Here is an 18021-nt window from a genome sequence, read left to right as displayed (position 1 = left end):
CCTGTCATTGCGAGGAGCGATAGCGACGAAGCAATCCCGGAACGTCCGTTACGTGCGTCACGCTGACGGCGGGAACCGTGTTCCCGCCGTTCGTTTTCCGGCCATAAAGCTGCCGCAGGCAGCGTCGTCGCTGCCGCTCCTCGCGATGACGGTTAGTACGCCGAGCGGCCGCCGTCGGCGGGTATGCTCGCGCCGGTGATCATTCGCGAATCGTCGGAGGCGAGGAACAGCGCGATGCGCGCGATGTCCTCGGGCTGTCCGACCCAGAACGGATACTCCTTCACGCGCCCCGCGGCGTCCTGCTTGTCGACGACCGGTCCCTGCGCTTCGGGCGTGCCGTAGCGGCTGGTGATGCGCTCGGTCAATATGCGCCCCGCCGCGATCGCGTTCACCCGCACGTTGTCCTTGGCGAAGGCGCCGGCGAGCGCGCGCGTCAGAGAAACGATGCCGCCTTTGGCGGCGGTGTAGATGTGCGCCGGGCTCGCGCCGCGCAGCGCCGCACCCGAGCACATGTTGATCACGACGCCGCCGCCCGCCTCGACGATCCGCGGGATGCCGTGACGGCACATGAGGATCGGTCCCAGCAGGTTGAGCGACATCGTGCGCTGCCATTCGGCGATATCGACTTCGGTGACGAGATCGTCCTCGGCGGTCGAGCCGCCGGCGCAGTTGTAGAGCACGTCGAGCCTGCCGAAGCGCGCGATGGTCGCCGCGAGCACGCGCTTCGCGCTCTCTTCGTTCGTCACGTCGGTCTCGACGAAGAACGCTTCGTGTCCCGCCTGTCTCAGCATCGATTCGGTCGCGCGGCCTCGCTCGCGATCGATCTCGGCGACCACGATGCGCGCGCCCTCCTCCGCGAAGATGCGCGACGCCGCTTTCGCGATGCCCGAGCCGGCGCCGGTGATGAGCGCCACCTTGCCTTCGAGGCGCTTCACCGTGCGCGGTGCTTCAGCAGGAACTTCAGGAGGTCCTCGGCGCAGCGCTCGGGCACCGAGTCGGTGATGTTGTGCGGCAGCCCTTCGTAGACCACGAGCTCGCTCTGCGGCACGAGCCTGGCGTAGACCGAGTACTGCTCGAGCGATCCCAGCGGGTCATGGCCGGGCACCACGTTGAGCATCGGGCACTTGATCTCGTGCAGGCGATCGGTCTGGTCGACCTCTTTCATCATCGGGCCGAAACGGCAGAAGAGATCGGCATTCGTCTTCGCCGATTCGTCGATGAACCAGCGCAGGAAGCCTTTGTCGGCGACGTTCGGGAAGCGCTCCTCGATCGTCTCCTCGAGCATGCCCTTGATGCCCTTGGCGCGGATGTGGCGCACCCACTTGTCCATGTCGATGTTCGAGCGCTTGAGGCCCGGCGTGGACGCGAAGTTGGTCAGCGTCAGCACGCGCTCGGGAAAATCGAGCGTGGTCTGGATGGCGACGATCGCGCCCGCGGAGGAGCCGGCGAGGTGAAACTTCTTCACCTTAAGGTGATCGGCGAGCTCGACGACGTCTTTGGCAAGACGCTCCACGGTCAACTGATCGGGTCCCGGAATCCCGGTCGCGCCGTGGCCGCGCATGTCCGGACGCACCACGCGGAAGTGGCGCGAGAGCGTCGGGATCCATTTATAGAGCCGGCGCGAGCTCCCCATCGCGGCGTGGATGAGGATGAGCGTCTCCTGCGGCTTCCAGGGATCGCTGAAGTCGTCGATTCCGTACGCGAGCTTCAAGCCGTCGCTCGCGGTGAGGTGGTGCATCTCGGTCGTCAGCGGCATGTGGTTACCTCGTGTCCTATGCGGTGCGTTACGCCTCGCTGCTACGCACCGCTACGTTGCTTGTTGAAGGTGGATTCCCGCCTTCGCGGGAATGACGTCCATAAGCTCGTCATTCCCGAACCGCGATAGCGGGAGCTATCGGGAATCCATTTTCAAACCCAACCCTGCGTCGCATTTCGTAGGTGCGCGCAAGCGCACCGCGCCTTAAAAGTCCTCCGGAAAGTGCTTGCGCAGGAACGCGAGCGTGTCCGACACGCAGCGCTCGGGCAGGTAGTCGTACAGGTTGTGGCGGCCGTTCTCGTACACGATGCGCTCCGCCTTGGGAATCCGCCGTTCCATTTCCGCGAAGGCCGAGCCGGTGCCGATCGGGTGCGCGCCCGGCTCCACGATCAACACCGGACAGCGGATCCTGTCGACTTCCTCCATGAACCAGGTGTCGGTCCAGTGGCCGATGAAGCGCTCGAGCCATTTCAGATCGTTCCTGCAGATCTCGCCGAGCACCCACTGGACGAGCCGCGGATCGGCTTCGGCGACGGGAATGCGCTCGTCGATCGTCTCTTCGAACACCGGCCGCATGCCGCGCACCGCCGACTCGCGCAGCCAGCCCTTGCCCTGCTCGCCTTTGAAACCCGGCGTCGCGCTGAAGAGCACCAGGCTTTTCACCCGCTCGGGATGGTGGATCGCGAGGAGCTGGCCGGTATACCCGCCCGCCGAGCCGCAGAGGATGTGAGTGCTTTCGATCCCGAGCGTGTCCAGCAGCTCCAGCACGTCCTTGTTGAGGCGCCATTTGTCGTGCGGCGTCTCCGGCGGCGGCACCTCGGACTCGCCGTGGCCGCGGCTGTCGAGGCGGATCACGCGATAGTGCTTCGCAAGCCCGGGCACCATCGAATAGAACCGCTTCGCGCTGCTCATCGCCGAATGCAGCATGAGCAGCGTCGGCGCGCTCTTCCATGGATCGGTGTAGTCGTCGACGTAGTACGCGAGGCGCACGCCGTCGCCGGTGACCAAGGTGCTCTTCACGCGGCCTCCACGTGCGCGAGGAAATCGGCATAGGCGCACGCGCAGGCATCCGGAATCTCCGCGGTCATGCTGTGGCTCGCACCCTTGAACTCGACGAAGGTGCAGTGGCGCACGTGCTCCCGCAGCCGCTCGTATTCGGCGCGCTCCACCATCGGATCGGGATCGGGCACACCGAACATGACCGGCAAGTCGAGCTCGCCCATTCTTTCGGTGAAATCGTCGCTCGCCATCAGCGGCACGAAGCGCGCGAGGAACTGCGGCGTCACGCCTTCGGCGGAATCGATGTACCAGCGCACGTGCGCAGGCGCCGCCTCGCCGATGCGGTCGCGCGCGGTCTCTTCGAGGAACTTGCGCACGCCGTCACGCCCGACGCGCTCGAGCCAGTTGCCTTTCGCGGGACGCTCGGGCGGTATGCCGGCGGTGGCGGCATACATCGCCAGCGAACGGAAGCGCTGCGGATGACGCAGCGCCGCGCGGCCCGCGATCATGCCGCCCGCCGACGAGCCCATCACGTGCGCGCGCTGCGCGCCGAAGTGCGCGATCAGCTCGACGAGGTCGAGCGCGAGGCGCTCGTGAGTGAGGTTCCGGTCAGGACCCGGCTGGGAGAGTCCGTGACCGCGGATGTCGGGACGCACCACGCGATACGCGCGCGCCAGGTGCGGCACCCAGCCGAACAACCGCAACGAGCTTCCCAGTCCCGGGTGCAGCAGCACCACGAGCGGCGCTTCTTTCCACGGATCGGTGTAGTCGTCGTACCGGTAGTGCAGCCGCGTGCCGTCGCTTGCCGTCCAGTACGAGGAGTGCGTCATCTCTCCGTGCGGTTCGAGCCGTCGATTGATCGGAAGGAGCGAAGCAGCAGCGCGATCGATTATAGGGGTCTGCTATTCTCCGCGGAAGCCGCACCCTCCGAGGACCAACGCCATGTGGACTTCTGCGCTGCTCGCGATCGCCACGCTCGTCTGCGCGAGCGTCCACGCCGCGAGCGCCTATCCCTCGAAACCGATACGGCTCATCGTGCCGTTCTCCGCGGGCGGCAGCGCGGACAATCTCGCGCGCACGCTCCAGCCTCCGCTGTCCGCGGCTTTGGGGCAGCCGCTCGTGATCGACAACCGCGGCGGCGCGAGCAGCGTCATCGGCACCGAGCTCGCCGCGCGCTCGGCGCCCGACGGTTACACGCTGCTCCTCATCACCACCACGCACACCGTGAACCCCTCGCTCCAGAAGAAGCTGCCCTACGACTCGGTGAAAGACTTCGCGCCGATCACGCTCGCGGCGTCGCAGCCCAACATCCTCGCGGTGCACCCGTCGGTACCGGCGAAGAGCGTGAAAGAGCTGGTCGCGCTCGCGAAGTCGAAGTCTTCTCACCTGACATTCGCATCGGGCGGCGCGGGCAGCTCGCCGCATCTGTCGGGCGAGCTCTTCAAGATGGTGGCGGGCATCGAGCTGACTCACGTGCCGTTCAAAGGCTCGGGCCCCGGCGCGGTCGCGCTGCTCGGCGGTCAGGTGACGATGATGTTCGCGGGGCCGCTGGTCTTCGAATCGCAGATCAAGGCCGGCAAGCTGCGCGCGCTCGCGGTCGCGGACCGCAAGCGCTCAGCCGTGCTGCCCGACGTGCCGACGATGACCGAAGCGGGCTTTCCCGGCATAGAGACCGGCACGTGGTACGGTTTTCTGGCGCCCGCGGGCACGCCGCGCGACGCGGTGAGTGCCTTTCACGAGACGCTGACGAAAGTGATGGCCGCGCCCGACGTCAAGACGCGCATCGTGAGCCAGGGCGTCGAGATCGTCGGTGCGGGTCCCGCCGAGTTCGGGAAGATCCTGCGCGACGAGATCGACAAGTGGAACAAGCTGGTGAAGCGCGCGGGCATCACCGCGGAGTGACCGCGCGGCAGTCGCGCTACGCCGCCAGCGCTCGCGCCACCTCTTCGGCGCGCGGCTGCGCCTCGAGGGTGAGGATGCGCTCCGCGATCGCCTCCGCACGGGCGCGATCCATCACCATGTCCGCGTTCGCCATGAACTTGGCGACGATCGCCTCTTCGCTCGCAGGCTCGTCGGGCTTGATCTCCTCGCGCTGACGAAGCTTCGCGCCGTCGCGCAACGTCACGATCACCTCGCCGGTTCGCGTCTTCGGGAATCCGGCGTCGGGATCGATCGAGTAGTGGACCTTCTGCGCGAGCCCGATCATCGACGGGTCGGTGTACGAAGCGTCGTCGATCTCCCCCAGCCCGAAGCGGCGACGCGTGAAGCACGCGGCCATCGCATACGGCAGGCTGAACTGCGCGAGATAGCTCGAGTCCGGCCGGCGCTTGGCCTCCGCGGGCTCGCACACGAGATCGCGCGTCATCTCGGCGACGAGCGTGTCGATGCGCTCGATGTCGGCCGCTTTCACGTCGTGCTCGTGCGCGATCTTCAGCGCGGCGTTCATGAACGCGTGCGACTGGTGGCAGGCGGGATAGAGCTTGACCGACGATCGGGCGAACTCCCACGCGACGCCGAGATCCTGCGTGACGAGCGACGGATCCGCCTTGGAGGCATGCGTCCCGAGGAAGAGGTTGTACAGCCCGAAGCGGCCTTCGTACGCCGCGTCGGGACCGGTGAACCCGCCCGCGGCGAGCCCGGCGGCGCTGATGCCGGCCGCGGCGGCCCATCCCGGGTGCATGCGCTTGGTCCATGTCCCGTCCTGCACCGGCTGCATGCTGCCGCTCGCGGTCGACAGCGCGATGCCCTGCGCACGGCGCATCGCGTCCTCGTCGAGCTTCATGAGGCGCGCGGCGGCCACCGACGCGCCCATCGTCCCGCAGATGCTGGTCGGATGGAAACCGGCTTTCTGGAAGCCGCCGTTGCCGCCCCGGCCCACGCGCGCCGAGACTTCGAGCCCGACGACGAACGCGGTGAGCCAGTCGCGGCCGCTCGCGCCCGCTTCTGCCGCCATGCCGAGCGTGCACGGCACCCCGCTCGCGGTCATGTGCACCGCGCCGGGAAGATAGGTGTCGTCGTAATCGAGGCCGTGCACCAGGATGCCGTTCATCAGCACCGCGTCGCGCAGCGGCAGCGCACGGTCGAAACCGATGACCACGCTCGCGCCCGAGCCGAAGCGGCTCACGCCGTCGAACGCCTTGCGCGCGAACTCGTACTGCGAGGACGCGAAACCGATGCCGATCGCATCGAGCATGAGCAGCTTGGCGCGGCGCGCGACCGGAGCCGGGATCTCCTCGAAGCGGACGTTGTGCGCGAAACGGGACAGGGCGCTCGAAATGGACACGATGGAACTCCTCTGTGGAATGAACGAAGCGCTGCGCTCAGCGAGCGCCGCGTGAGGCTTGCGGTATCGCGGCCAGGGTGCGCGCAACCTCGTTGGTCATGATCATCAGGCCCTCGTCCAGGCCCTTGCCCGGTTTCACCAGCACGCGCCACACGTCGAGCGCGAGACCGAGGTGCACCGAGACGCGCGCGGAGACGTCGGTCTCGTTCACGCTGCCGCCCAGATAAGGCAGCACGCCGTGCTCCTGGCACGAGCGCACCGCGCGGATGGTGTTGAGCAGGTTGCCGTTGTCGGGCATCTTCACCTGGATCGCGTGGGCGGCGCGGTCGGCCGCGAACTGCGCGACCTGGCCCGGCGAATTGGCCCATTCGTCCGCGATGAGCCGGCACGACAGGCCGCGCTTGTCGAAGGCGCGCCGCAGGCTCACCAGGTTCTCGCGCGCCTGATCGGCGGTTTCGGCGAGCAGCGGATCTTCGAAGTAAACGGTATACGGCCGCGCGCGATCGGCGACCCTGGCGAGGAAGTCGCACGCTTGCTCGACGTCGTTGTCGAGCATGCGCCCGAGCATCGAATGGAAATCGATGTGCAGATCGGGCTTGTAGCCCGACGACCCGAGCTTTTCGACGCGGCCCAGCATCCATGCCACGTAATCCGGCAGGCGCTCGACGTCGTCCTTCTTCTGGATGCCGCAGTGGGGAAACATCGCGACGCGCCGGACGATCGCCTTGTCGACGTTCGCGTACCAGTCGCCTTCGCACACCGCGGCGAAGCCGGGCCATTGCGAGGCGACGGTGCCTCCGAACTCGCGCGCGATCACTTCGGCCATCGTCGCGCCGGCCGCGTGCGCGGCGGCGCCGAGCAACGCCTGCGTCACGCCGTACGCGACCGGGCGCAGGGTGTCGCCCGGCAGCGCGAGATCGTCGAGGCTCGCAGCCGCCTCGCGGAAAGACGCGTAACGGCGGCCGACGAAGTGCGCGCGCAGCACCTCTTCGACGCTCGCCATGTCATCGTGGCGCAGCGGCGCAGGGCGTCCTGCGTAACCCGCGTCGACCACCGTCAGGCAGTCGCCGAGCAGCGTCGCGCCGTCGGCGAGCCGCAGCATGACGCAGTACGCCTGCGAAGGCTCCTTGATGCTGCGGAAGCCGGGGCTGACCGGCTCGCCGTCGTAGAAAAAGCCGTCGCGCCTGGCGCCGGTCTGTACCGCGGGCTGGTCCTGCACCCAGAAGCCTGCGATCCCCGGCGCGAGCCTGATCTCGGCGATGTCCATGCTCATGCTGGTCTCCGTCATTCGGGTTTGAGCGCGCCCTGCTTGATCAGGGTCTTGAGCTGCGCGATCTCGCGCTGGAGAAAGCGGTCGAAATCGGCGGGCGAACCGCCGTCGATCTCCATGCCCAGCTCGTCGAGACGGCGCTTCGCATCCGGCGTCTGCATGATGCGGTTGGCTTCGCGGTTGAGCTTGGCGATGATCGCGCGCGGCGTCTTCGCCGGCGCCGACATGCCGAACCATCCCGCCACCTCCGCGTCCTTGATGCCGTTCTCGGCGAGCGTCGGTACTTCGGGCAGCGACTGCAGGCGCTTCGACGCCGCGACGCCGATCACTTTCACGCGCTTGGCCTTGATGAGCGCGTCGGCGGAAACGGTCGTCGCATACAGCAGATCGATATGGCCGCCGACGAGGTCGGTGAAGGCCGGGCCGTTGCCCTTGTACGGGACGTGCGTGTAATCGGTCCGCGTCGCGTTCTGGAACAGCAGCAGACCGATATGCGTAATGCCGCCGGTCCCGGACGAGCCCCAGTTCACCTTGCCGGATTTCGCTTTCAGGTATTCGACCAGTTCCTTCGGACTCCTGGGCGGGAATGCGGGATGCGCGATGAGGATGAGCGGCGCGGTGCCGAAGAGGATCACCGACGCGAAGTCCTCCGGCTTGTAGGGCGTGGTGCTGCTCAGCAAAGGCGTTCCGACGTTGGGACCCGGGTTCGAGAACAGCAGCGTATAGCCGTCGGGCGCCGACTTGGCGACGATGTCGGCGCCGATCGCCCCGCCCGCCCCGCCGCGGTTGTCGATGATGAACTGCTGGCCCCACGCCTGCGCGAGCTTCTCGGCGAAGATGCGCGCGGTGAGCGTCGTCGAGCCGCCGGGCGCGAAAGGCACGACCCAGCGCACCGGACGGTTCGGGTACGATGCCGCGGCGTCGGCCTGCGCGTGAGCGACAGCGGATGAGGTCGTTAAGCACAGCGCCGCGAGCGCGGTGCGCCAGATAGCGCGCCGCCTCACGATGCGCGCTCCGCATGCGGGCCCGCGATGCCGAGCCGGCCGCAGGTACGCGCGAGCTCGTTGGTCATGATCATGAGCCCTTCGTCGATGCCTTTGCCCGGCTTGGCGAGCATGCGCCACACCCCCAGGGCGAGCGCCACGTGCACCGACACGCGCGCCGAGAGGTCGGTCTCGTTGCAGCTGCCGCCCAGGTACGGCAGCACGTCATGGCGCTTGCACGCGCGGACCGCGTCGATCGTGTTCAGCAGGTTGCCGTTGTCGGGCATCTTGATCTGTATCGAGTGCGCCGCGCGATCGCTCGCGAACTCGGCGACCTGCCCCGGCGAGTTCGCCCATTCGTCGGCGATGAGGCGGCACGTGAGGCCCCCGGCGTCGAATCGCCTGCGCAGGATGTGGAAGTTCTCGCGCGCGTGCGCCGCGCTCTCGGCGAGGAGAGGGTCCTCGAAATAGACGCGATACGGCGCCGCCCGCTCGGCGAGCCTCGCGAGGAGATCGTACGTCGCATCGAGGTCGTTGCCGTTCGAGCGGCCGAGCATCGAATGGAAATCGATATGGATGTCGGGCACGTAGTCGGCGGAACCGTATTTCGCGAGCCTCCCGAGCATCCACGTCACGTACTCCGGCAGGCGGTCGACCTCCTCTTTCCTCTGGATCGCGCAGTGGGGAAACATAGCGCAGCGGCGTGCGATCGCCTTGTCGACGTTGCCGTACCAGTCGCCGCCGCACGCGGCGGCGAAACCCGGCAGCTCGAAGGAGCCCTCGATCTCGAACTCCGCACGCAGCACTTCGGTCATGGTCTTGCGCGAGGTGCGCGCAGCCGCGTCGAGCAGCGCCTGCGACACGCCGTACGCGACCGGCAGCGACGCTTCGGCCGGCAACGGCAGCGCCTCGAGGCTCGCCGCGGCCGACCGGAAAGACGCGAAGTGCTTGCCGGCCAGCGCGCTCCTGAGGACCTTCCGGACTTGCGGAAGGTCCTCGTGGCGCAGCGGCGGCGGCCGATCGGCGAAACCGATGTTCACCACGGTGACGCAATCGCCGTATGCGATCGAGCCGTCGGCGAGATCGAGCTCGACGCAGTACGCGTACGACGGCTCCTTGATCGCGCGAAACCCCGGCGTCACCGGTGCGCCGTCGTAGAAAAAACCGTCCTTGCGCGCCCCGGTCTGGACGGCGGGCTGGTCCTGTATCCAGAAACCCGAGATGCCGGGCGTGAGGCGAACGTCTGCGATGTCTATCGTCATGGCGTCACTCCATCCCGAGCTTTTTCTTGGTCGACTCGACTTCCTGGACGTCGGCGATGAGCTGGCGCTTGAACGCTTCGGGACCCTGGAACCCGTCGAAGGTCATGACGCGCGCGAGATAGGCCTTCCATTCGGGCGTCTGCCGCGCGGTGTCGATCGCTTTCACCAGGCGCTCGACGATCGGTTGCGGCGTGCCGGCTTTGGCCATCATGCCGCGCCATTGATAGCGCACGACGTCCCAGCCGCGCTCCTTGTAGGTCGGCACGTCGGGAAAGTCGGGCAGACGGCGATCGGAGGAGACCGCGAGCACGCGCAGCTTGCCGCCGGAGACGAGGCCCTTGATGTTGCCCGGATTGGTGACGCCGCCGTCGAGGTGCGCGCCGGCGACCGCGTTGACCACGCCGGCCCCTCCCTTGTACGGGATCCAGGCGACCTTCGCCTTGGACGCGTCCGAGAACACTTCCCACGCCACGCGGTGCGCGCCCATGTCGAAGGGTCCGCCGATGTTGAGCTTGCCGGGATTGCGGCGCGCGTGCGCGACGAAGTCGTCGATCGTCTTGAACAGGCTGGCCGCCGGCACGACGACGCCGTAGGCGTCGATCTGGGTGCGTGCGAGCAGTTGCAGGTCGTCGATCTTGAAGGTCGACGTCGGCTGTCCCACCAGCAGCGCGAGGCTCATGGTGATCGAGGCGATGGTGTAGCCGTCGGCGGGCGCCTTGAGCATGTGGCTGATCATGACCGCGCCGTCGGCGCCGGGGCGGTTCTCGACCACGACGTTCTGGCCGAGATCGCGCGCCATCAGGTTGGCCATCGCGCGCGCGTAGGCGTCGACCGCCGAGCCCGCCTCGGTCCAGCACAGCATGGTGATCGGCTTGGACGGGTATTGCTGGGCCACTGCGGTCGACTGGAATGCGGCAAGCGCGATCCAGCAGGCCAGATTGAACAGGCGACGTTGCATCGAATCCTCCTCCTCGGGTTGTCGTCTAAGTCGTCGAGCCGCGCTTCAGCGCGGCTCGAGCACCACCCCGCCCTCGCGGGCGAGGTCGTCGATCTCGGTATCGCTGTAGCCGAGCTCGCGCAAAAGCTCCCGGCCGTGCTCGGACAGCCGCGGCGCCGGGCGCGGCGCTACTCTCGGATGGTCCGGCCAGCGCGTGGGCTGCGCGAGGTTGAGCAGCGCGCCCTCGCTCGGGTGTGGCTCGGCGACGAGCGCTCCGGCCTGTGCGAGGTGCGGATCGTCGATGACGTCGTCGAGCGAGGAGAGCTCCGACGCCGGGATGTCCGCGCGCGACAGGAGCTCTATCCACTCGGCGGTCGTGCGCTCGAGCATGTGGCCGGCGATGAAGCGGTTGACCACGTCGGGCGCCTTGGCGCGCCCTTCGTGCTTCGCGAGGTCCGGCATCTTCTCGAGCTCATCGGCCCGGCCGATCTCGCGCAGGAAGCTCTCCCACTGCTTGTCGCTGTAGATGAGCACGCACACGTAGCCGTCCTTCGTGCGATACGGCCGCCGGTCGGCGGCGAGCACGCGCTCGTAACCCGAAGGCCCCAGCGGCGGATCGAAGGTGCGCCCGCCGAGGTGGTCGCTCAGCACGAGCTCCGCGATCGCCTCGAACATCGGGACTTCGATCTCCTGTCCTTTGCCGGTGCGCGTGCGCTCGAAGAGCGCCGCGGTGACCGCGTAGACGATGTGCAGCCCGACCACGCGATCGAACAGCGTCGCCGGCACGTAGCGCGGCTCGCCGCCGCCCGCCTTCGCGGTGAGCCATGGCAGCCCCACCATCGCCTGTATGAGATCGTCGTACGCCGGCCGCGCCGCGTACGGCCCGGATTGCGAGAAGCCGTACGCGCCGACGTAGATGAGCTTCGGATTCACCCGGGCGACGTCTTCGAAGCGCAGCCCGAGCCGCGCCATCGCGGCCGGACGCACGTTGTAGACGAGCACGTCGGCGGTCTGCACGAGCTTCAGCAGCGCTTCGCGGCCGCGCGGATTCTTCGCGTTGAGCGCGATGCTGCGCTTGCCCTTGTTCAGATGCAGGAAGCGATGACCCATGCGCGGATTGCGCATCGGACCGCCGTTGCGCGTGATGTCGCCTTCCGGCGGCTCCACCTTGATCACGTCCGCGCCGAGCTCCGCGAGAATCTGCGTCGCATACGGCCCCATGACGACCGTCGTCATGTCGACGACCTTCACGCCGTCGAGCGGCCCGCGTCGTTTCGATGCCGTCGCCGCCATCAGTCGATCCGCGCGCCGGACAGCCTGACCGCGTTCGCCCAGCGCTCGACTTCCTGTCGCAGGAAGATGCCGAACGCCTGGGGATCGCTGCCGACCGCGTTGCCGCCCAGCGCCTCGAAGCGCTGCACGATGTCGGGCGAGCGCAGCGCCTTCGCGGTCTCCCTGTACAGCCGGTCGACGATCGCCTGCGGCGTCTTCGCCGGCACGACGATGCCGTACCACGACGACAGCTCGAACCCTTTCTGCCCGGCCTGCGCCATCGTCGGCACGTCGGGCAGGAGGGGCGAGCGTTCGGGTGCGGCGATCGCGAGCGGGCGGATCTTGCCGGTCTTGATGAAGGGTCCCGACGACACCGTCGTGGTGAACAGCAGGCTCACCGTGCCCGAGACCAGGTCGGTCAGCGCCTGCGGTGTCCCTTTGTAAGGCACGTGTGACAGCGACACCCCCGCGTGCGCCTTGAAGAGCTCGGTCGCGAGATGAGCGATGCTGCCGTTGCCCGCGGAGGCGTAATTGAGCTGGCCCGGTGCGGCCTTCGCCGCCGCGACGAACTGCGACAGCGTCTTCGCGGCCAGGCCGCCGTGCACCGCGAGCACCAGCGGCACCGACGCGATCTGCGTGACCGGCGCGAAATCGCGCACCGGGTCGTACGAGGAGCGCGGCCGCAACGAGACGTCGATCGCGTTCGGCCCGGTGTTGGCGAGCAGCAGCGTATAGCCGTCGGGGCGCGCTTTCGCCGCGATCTCTGCGCCGAGCGAGCCGCCGCCGCCCGGACGGTTGTCGATCACCACCTGCTCGCCGAAGTACTCGCCGAGCTTGGCGCCGACGACGCGCGCGAAGATGTCGTTGGTGCCGCCCGGCGGGAACGGGACGACGAAGCGGACCGGGCGATCGGGGTATTGCGCCGCGGCCGATACGGCAGGCAGCAGCGCGATCAGCGCCGCCGAGGCGAGTACACGAATCTTCATGTGCGCCCTCACCAGTCCGCCGTCACGCTGCGCACGTCGGCGACGCGCTCGAGCGCGCGGAACGCCGACAGCAGCCGATCCTGCCGTGCCGCGTCGGCGACGGGGCTCGCGATGTCGCGAAACTTCGCTTCGAGATCGGCGTCGCTCAACGGCCTGCCGATGCCGCCGAGCGCTTCCTCGACGCGCACCTTGATCGTCGTGCCGTCGGTCGTCTCGGCGGTCACCTCGCACTGGTCCGGCCGCACCGCCGCGTCGGGAATGAACCTCAACTTGCGCCTGAGCACGGCGAGCTTCGGATCGCGCACCCGCTCGTCGCTGTACTGCGCGAGGGCCGCGCGGTTGTCGGTCAGCGCGACCGCCGCCGAATGCTGGACGCTGAACTTGCCTTCGGGCCCGGTGCGCGGCTCGTCGACGTTGGCGGTGTCGAGCACCGCGGGATACACCACGCACGTCGCCGACCGCAGGTGCTCGGGCGTCACGTCGTGCGTGCGCCGCAGCGCGAGGAACGCATCGACGGTCGCGTGGTGCTTCAGGCAGCACGAATACGGCTTGTAGGTGTTGCGCAGGAGCTCCCAGCGCGTGCCGGGATCGCCGACCGCTTTTTCGAGGTCGTACGACGGCGACGTGAGCGCGGCGAAGCCGAGCGGCGCCTCGAGCGCGACCAGCGAGCTGGTCAATCCTTCACGGCTGAGCAGCGCGCCGAGCAGGCCGTTCATTCCCGCCTTGCCGCACTGGAAAGGCTTGGACATCGTGCCCAGCATCTGGCGCGTGCCGCCGGCCTGCGACGCGGCGAGGCCGATCGCGTTGCGCATGCCGTGCACGTCGAGCTTCAGCAGCTTGCCCGCGGCGACCGCGGCCGCGAAGGTGCCGACCGTCGCGGTGCCCTGCCACCCCTTGTGATACAGGTGCGGGTACACCGCGCGGCCGATGCGCGCGCCGACTTCCCAGCCTGCGACGAACGCGGTGAGCAGCTCGCGGCCCGAAGCGCCCAGGCTCTCGCCGAGCGCCCAGACCACCGGCGCGACCGGAACGGTGCCGTGATAGAAGAAGTCGGCGTGCGTGTCGTCGAAATCGAGCGCGTGCCCGGCGGCGCCGTTGATCAGCGCGGCGCTGAGCACGTCGGCCTTGCGCTCGCGTCCGACGAGGCTCGCTTCCGGCGCGCCGGCGCGCGCGGCGTACACCGCGAGGAGCTTGTCGACGACCGCGTCGCGGCTGCCGGCGATCGCCGCGCCGTGGAAATCGAGGATCGCACGCTTCGCTTCGGCGACGACCGCCTCCGGTAGCGTTTCCCAGGTGAGCTCGGCCGCATAACGCGCGAGCGTTTCGGTCGCGCCGGCGACCACGGGGTTTTGCTGCGCCATGAATTCAGGCTCCGTAGGTAAGGGGCAGACGCTTACTTCTGTTTGAGGCCGGCTTTACGGACGACCTCGCCCCACTTGCGGTATTCGGTGTCCATGAAACGGCCGAAGTCGGCGCTGGTGCCGCCGAGCGGCTCGCCGCCCGCGTCGATCACGCGCTTGCGCACGTCCGGACGTTTGAGCACCGCGTTGAGCGTCTGATTGAGCTGCTGCACGAGCGCAGGCGGCGTCTTCGCCGGCGCGACGAATCCGAACCAGGCGGACGAATCGAAGCCGGGGACACCCGATTCGTCGAGCGTGGGGATGTCGTTGGCGACGCTCGAGCGGCGCAGCGTCGAGATCGCCAGCATGCGCAGCTTGCCCGAGCGGCCGATCGGCAGCGCGTGCGGCATCGCGTCGAACGCGAACGCGACCTCACCGCCCATCAGCGCGGTGATCGAGGGGCTCGCTCCCTTGTAGGCGACGTGCACGACGTCGATACCGGCCATCGTCTTGAAGAGCTCGCCCGAGAGATGGGTCGAGCCGCCGTTGCCCGACGACGAGAAGTTGAGCTTGCCGGGCGTCGCGCGCGCCAGCGCGATCAGGCTCTTGACGTCGGTCGCCGGCAGCGAGGCATTCGCGACGAGCAGCAGCGGCGTCATCGCCACCGGCGCGATCGGCGCGAAATCGCGGCGCGGATCGTACGGCAGATTCCTGAGGAGATGCGGCGAGATCGCCATCTGGCCGACCACCGCCTGGAACAAGGTGTAGCCGTCGGGCAGCGCCTGCGCCGCGGCTTGCGCGCCGATGATGCCGCCGGCGCCCGCGCGGTTGTCGACCACGATCTGCTGGCCGAGCGCGTCGGTCAGCGCCGCGCTCACCACCCGCGCCAGGATGTCGGAGCTTCCTCCGGGCGAGTACGGAACGATCAGGCGTATCGGCTTCTCGGGATATCGGCCTTGCGGCTGGCCGTAGGCGCCGAGCGCCGCGAGCGAGCCGACCGCGAGCCCCACAGCTCGCATCCATTTCATTGCGGTTTCTCCTCGTGATCTATCGTTTTATTTGCCCGTGAACTGCGGGCCGCGTTTCTCTTTGAAGCTGCGGATGCCCTCGGCGCAATCGTCACTGCCCGCGATCTCCTCGATGACGTCGCGGGTCATGGCCATGACCTCGGGCGGCGAGCGGTTCACCGTCGCCAGCGCGAAGCGCTTGAGCATGCGCAGCACGAGCGGCGCGTTCGACGCGATCTTGCGCGCGAGCGCGAGCGCCTCGTCGAGGTGCGCACCCGGCGCGGTCACGCGATTCACCAGCCCTGCGCTCTTCGCCTGCGACGCGTCGATCGCCTCGCCGAGCAGCATGATCTCCATCGCGAGCTTGTAGGGGATGCGCGCCGTCAGCGCGGTGATCATCCCGCCGCCGCGGCCGAGCCTGGCCTCGGGGAACCAGAACCGGGCGCTCTCGTCGGCGACGCAGAGGTCGCACATCGTGACGAGCACCATCCCGCCGCCGATGCACCACCCGCTCACCGCCGCGATCACCGGCTTGGTCAGCTGCACGCCGATGCCGGGCACGCCGCGGGCGAAGTTCTTCGGCGGGTTGCGAAGATCGGCGCCCGCGGTGAAGCATCCGCCTTCACCGCTGATGATCAGCACGCGCTCTTCGGAGCGCTCGAACGCCTGCAGGATCTCGCGCAACGCCTCGACATCGTCCTGCGTCAGCGCGTTGCGGGCATCGGGGCGATCGAAGGTGACGATGCCGACCGGGCCGTCCACCGTGTAGCGCACCATGCTCACTCGCCTCCCGCGGCGGCGAGCCGCATGCGGCAATCGACGAGCACCGCCCCCTCGCCGGCTTCCTTCACGATGAGCGGGTTCACGTCGAGCTCGCGCAACTGCGGGCCCTTGCGCGCCGCATACAGGCTGATCGCGGACACCGCGCGCGCGAGCGCGTCGACGTCGCGCCGCGCGCGGCCGCGCGCGCCGTCGAGCAGCGGCCAGAGCCTGAGCTTCTTCAGCAACCTGGTCGCGCCGGCGACGCTCACCGGCGCCGCGGCGACCGCGACGTCCTCGAGCACCTCCACGTAGATGCCGCCGAACCCGACCATGACGAGCGCGCCGCAATCGGCGTCCCACTTGGTTCCGACGAACACTTCGAGCCCGCCTTCGAGCTGGCGCTGCACGACGAGGCCCGCCACCGAATCGCGCACTGCGGCGTCGCTCGCTGCCGCCGAGAGCGCGTCCCACGCGCGGCGCAGGTCGTCCTCGTCGCGCAGGCCCAGATGCACGAGGCCCGCGTCCGACTTGTGCACCACGCCGCGGCATTGCGCTTTCAGCACGACCGGGTAGCCCAGCGCCGCAGCCGCCGCACAGGCGTCCGGCAGCGAGGCGACCGCGCGCTGCTCCACGACTTCGATTCCGAGCGCGGCCATCTCGACCCTGGCGTGCGCGTCGCCGTGCGCCTGCAAGGGCGCAGCATCCGCAGGCGGCGCCTCCAGATAGTCGTCCGGCGCCGGCGGCTCGTGGCAGAGCAGGTCGAACGTCGCCGCGACGTCGTTGAGGCGGTCGAAGAACGCGCTCTGCGCGTCGCGCAGGGCGCGGCGCACGTCCGACGCGACGTCGCCCACGGTGAGACACAGCAGCACCGGCTTGTCCGACGCCTCGGCGAACGCGGCCACGGTCTGCGAGGTCGTGAGCATCTTCGCCTGCGCGGTCATGACGTACACGACGCCGTCGACGTTCGCATCGCGCGCCACGTCGGCGAGGATCTCCGCCAGTATCGATTCGCGCCCCTTGAGCGACGGCGCCAGCGCGCCGACGTCGACCGCCGCGTGCTGCGGCGGCTGGTCGAAATAGCGCGCGAGGCGCTCGCGGGTGGACGCGGCAAGCTCGGGACACGTGAAACCGCGGCGCCCGAGGTAGTCGACCGCGGTCACCACGCCGCCGCCGGAGCCCGACACCACGGCGATGCGGCGCCGGTGCCCGACGCCCCAGCGCGCGATCGCGCCGGCCGAGGCGGCGGCGCCTTCGACGTCGTCGGTCATCAGGATGCCGTGGCGCGCGCACGCGGCTTCGAACGCGGCGTGGTCCCCGGCGAGGCTCGCGGTGTGCGAGAGCGCCGAGCGGCTGCCGGCCTCGGTGGCGCCGGCCTTGCACAACAGGACGAACTTGCCGTTCTGCGTCGCCGTGCGGGAGGCCGCGAAAAAGCGCTGCGGCTCGCGGATGCCTTCGGCGTAGACCACGATCGCGCGCGTGAGGTCGTCGTGCGCGAAATAGGCGAGAAAATCCTCGAAGCCGAGGTCGCTCTGGTTGCCGAGCGAGACGCACGCGCGCAGTCCGATGCCGCTGTCGCACGCGCGCGAGAACATGTTCGCCATCAGCGCGCCGCTCTGCGTGATCAGCGCGACGCCGCCCTGCGGCAGCCGCGGCACGCTCATCGCGAACGACGAGGTCAGCGCGAGACGGTGGTGCGGATTGATGAGGCCGAGGCAGTTGGGTCCGAGGAGCCGCATGCCCGCCTGGTGCGCGAGGCGCTCGATCTCGGCCTGGCGCTGCCGGCCTTCGTCGCCGGACTCGGCGAGACCGGCGGTGATGATGATGGCGCAGCCGACACCCGCGGCCGTGCAGTCCTGCACCGCGGCCATCAGCGACGCCTCGGGCACCGCGATGAGCGCGACGTCCACGTCGCGTTGGGCGGCCGCGACCGATGGAAACGCGGGCAGCCCGCGAATCTCGCTGCGGCTCTTGTTGATCGGCAGGATCGCGCCGCCGTAGCCGTGGCGGATCAGGTGCTCGATGACGCGCCCGCCGTATTTGGAGGTGTCGTCGGAAGCGCCGATGACGGCGATGGATCGGGGCGCGAGTATGCGCACGATGTCGGTGGCGGGCTGCACGGTCATGAGGGAGTCGACGCGAGGGGAATGCCGATGATAGGCAGCGC

Annotated in this window: 16 protein-coding genes; 1 reads left to right on the top strand and 15 read right to left on the bottom strand. The window is 68.7% G+C overall.

Features of this window, described 5'->3' with window-relative positions:
- Positions 1 to 152: 152 nt before the first annotated feature.
- The 4 genes from VHP37_06145 to VHP37_06130 form a co-directional block, all read right to left on the bottom strand.
- The gene (locus tag VHP37_06145; GenBank protein HEX2825907.1) at positions 153 to 935 is read right to left on the bottom strand and encodes an SDR family oxidoreductase; all 783 of its coding nucleotides are present in this window, start codon (positions 933 to 935) and stop codon (positions 153 to 155) included.
- Positions 932 to 1756: an alpha/beta hydrolase gene (locus VHP37_06140; GenBank protein HEX2825906.1), complete on the bottom strand. Its 825-nt coding sequence runs from the start codon at positions 1754 to 1756 to the stop codon at positions 932 to 934. The genes VHP37_06145 and VHP37_06140 overlap by 4 nt, the downstream gene beginning before the upstream one ends.
- 204 nt (positions 1757 to 1960) lie before the next feature.
- A complete protein-coding gene (locus VHP37_06135; GenBank protein ID HEX2825905.1) occupies positions 1961 to 2776 on the bottom strand; it encodes an alpha/beta hydrolase in 816 nt (271 codons plus the stop codon).
- Positions 2773 to 3585 carry an alpha/beta hydrolase gene (locus VHP37_06130; GenBank protein ID HEX2825904.1) on the bottom strand — a complete coding sequence of 271 codons (813 nt, stop codon included), beginning with the start codon at positions 3583 to 3585 and terminating at the stop codon, positions 2773 to 2775. Before VHP37_06130 ends, VHP37_06135 begins: the two co-directional genes overlap by 4 nt.
- A gap of 112 nt (positions 3586 to 3697) precedes the next feature.
- Between VHP37_06130 and VHP37_06125 the strand changes: the two genes are divergently transcribed.
- The gene (locus VHP37_06125; GenBank protein ID HEX2825903.1) at positions 3698 to 4657 is read left to right on the top strand and encodes a tripartite tricarboxylate transporter substrate binding protein; all 960 of its coding nucleotides are present in this window, start codon (positions 3698 to 3700) and stop codon (positions 4655 to 4657) included.
- Between the two features lie 16 nt (positions 4658 to 4673).
- Here the strand turns inward: VHP37_06125 and VHP37_06120 are convergent, their stop codons facing one another.
- From VHP37_06120 to VHP37_06070, 11 genes are read right to left on the bottom strand one after another with little or no spacing between them, the layout of a single operon-like run.
- Positions 4674 to 6038 (bottom strand): MmgE/PrpD family protein, encoded by a 1365-nt coding sequence (locus VHP37_06120; GenBank protein HEX2825902.1) that lies wholly within the window; start codon positions 6036 to 6038, stop codon positions 4674 to 4676.
- A 37-nt stretch (positions 6039 to 6075) separates the two neighbouring features.
- Complete coding sequence (locus VHP37_06115; protein HEX2825901.1) at positions 6076 to 7311, bottom strand: methylaspartate ammonia-lyase; 1236 nt, start codon at positions 7309 to 7311, stop codon at positions 6076 to 6078.
- An 11-nt stretch (positions 7312 to 7322) separates the two neighbouring features.
- Positions 7323 to 8312: a tripartite tricarboxylate transporter substrate binding protein gene (locus VHP37_06110; GenBank protein HEX2825900.1), complete on the bottom strand. Its 990-nt coding sequence runs from the start codon at positions 8310 to 8312 to the stop codon at positions 7323 to 7325.
- A complete protein-coding gene (locus tag VHP37_06105) occupies positions 8309 to 9553 on the bottom strand; it encodes a methylaspartate ammonia-lyase (GenBank protein HEX2825899.1) in 1245 nt (414 codons plus the stop codon). The genes VHP37_06110 and VHP37_06105 overlap by 4 nt, the downstream gene beginning before the upstream one ends.
- A 4-nt stretch (positions 9554 to 9557) precedes the next feature.
- Entirely contained in the window at positions 9558 to 10511 is a 954-nt protein-coding gene (locus VHP37_06100) for a tripartite tricarboxylate transporter substrate binding protein (GenBank protein ID HEX2825898.1), read from the bottom strand.
- Between the two features lie 45 nt (positions 10512 to 10556).
- Entirely contained in the window at positions 10557 to 11783 is a 1227-nt protein-coding gene (locus VHP37_06095; GenBank protein HEX2825897.1) for a CoA transferase, read from the bottom strand.
- Positions 11783 to 12748 carry a tripartite tricarboxylate transporter substrate binding protein gene (locus VHP37_06090; GenBank protein ID HEX2825896.1) on the bottom strand — a complete coding sequence of 322 codons (966 nt, stop codon included), beginning with the start codon at positions 12746 to 12748 and terminating at the stop codon, positions 11783 to 11785. The genes VHP37_06095 and VHP37_06090 overlap by 1 nt, the downstream gene beginning before the upstream one ends.
- Before the next feature lie 8 nt (positions 12749 to 12756).
- Entirely contained in the window at positions 12757 to 14109 is a 1353-nt protein-coding gene (locus VHP37_06085) for an MmgE/PrpD family protein (GenBank protein ID HEX2825895.1), read from the bottom strand.
- 32 nt (positions 14110 to 14141) lie between these two features.
- On the bottom strand, positions 14142 to 15116 hold the full coding sequence (locus tag VHP37_06080) for a tripartite tricarboxylate transporter substrate binding protein (protein ID HEX2825894.1): 975 nt from the start codon (positions 15114 to 15116) through the stop codon (positions 14142 to 14144).
- Between the two features lie 27 nt (positions 15117 to 15143).
- Entirely contained in the window at positions 15144 to 15872 is a 729-nt protein-coding gene (locus VHP37_06075) for an enoyl-CoA hydratase-related protein (GenBank protein ID HEX2825893.1), read from the bottom strand.
- Between the two features lie 2 nt (positions 15873 to 15874).
- Positions 15875 to 17980, bottom strand: coding sequence for an acetate--CoA ligase family protein (locus tag VHP37_06070; GenBank protein HEX2825892.1), 2106 nt, complete (start codon positions 17978 to 17980; stop codon positions 15875 to 15877).
- Between the last annotated feature and the right edge of the window lie 41 nt (positions 17981 to 18021).

The sequence above is a fragment of the Burkholderiales bacterium genome (assembly GCA_036262035.1).
Lineage (GTDB): Bacteria > Pseudomonadota > Gammaproteobacteria > Burkholderiales > SG8-41 > JAQGMV01.
This window is presented reverse-complemented; position numbering and strand designations above follow the sequence as displayed.

What these genes read in the sequence shown, in the direction of transcription:
- VHP37_06140 (HEX2825906.1), bottom strand. Translation starts at nt 1,756, where the DNA reads ATGCCGCTGACGACCGAGATGCACCACCTCACCGCGAGCGACGGCTTG.
- VHP37_06130 (HEX2825904.1), bottom strand. Translation starts at nt 3,585, where the DNA reads ATGACGCACTCCTCGTACTGGACGGCAAGCGACGGCACGCGGCTGCAC.
- VHP37_06125 (HEX2825903.1), top strand. Translation starts at nt 3,698, where the DNA reads ATGTGGACTTCTGCGCTGCTCGCGATCGCCACGCTCGTCTGCGCGAGC.
- VHP37_06115 (HEX2825901.1), bottom strand. Translation starts at nt 7,311, where the DNA reads ATGAGCATGGACATCGCCGAGATCAGGCTCGCGCCGGGGATCGCAGGC.
- VHP37_06105 (HEX2825899.1), bottom strand. Translation starts at nt 9,553, where the DNA reads ATGACGATAGACATCGCAGACGTTCGCCTCACGCCCGGCATCTCGGGT.
- VHP37_06100 (HEX2825898.1), bottom strand. Translation starts at nt 10,511, where the DNA reads ATGCAACGTCGCCTGTTCAATCTGGCCTGCTGGATCGCGCTTGCCGCA.
- VHP37_06095 (HEX2825897.1), bottom strand. Translation starts at nt 11,783, where the DNA reads ATGGCGGCGACGGCATCGAAACGACGCGGGCCGCTCGACGGCGTGAAG.
- VHP37_06090 (HEX2825896.1), bottom strand. Translation starts at nt 12,748, where the DNA reads ATGAAGATTCGTGTACTCGCCTCGGCGGCGCTGATCGCGCTGCTGCCT.
- VHP37_06085 (HEX2825895.1), bottom strand. Translation starts at nt 14,109, where the DNA reads ATGGCGCAGCAAAACCCCGTGGTCGCCGGCGCGACCGAAACGCTCGCG.
- VHP37_06080 (HEX2825894.1), bottom strand. Translation starts at nt 15,116, where the DNA reads ATGAAATGGATGCGAGCTGTGGGGCTCGCGGTCGGCTCGCTCGCGGCG.
- VHP37_06075 (HEX2825893.1), bottom strand. Translation starts at nt 15,872, where the DNA reads ATGGTGCGCTACACGGTGGACGGCCCGGTCGGCATCGTCACCTTCGAT.
- VHP37_06070 (HEX2825892.1), bottom strand. Translation starts at nt 17,980, where the DNA reads ATGACCGTGCAGCCCGCCACCGACATCGTGCGCATACTCGCGCCCCGA.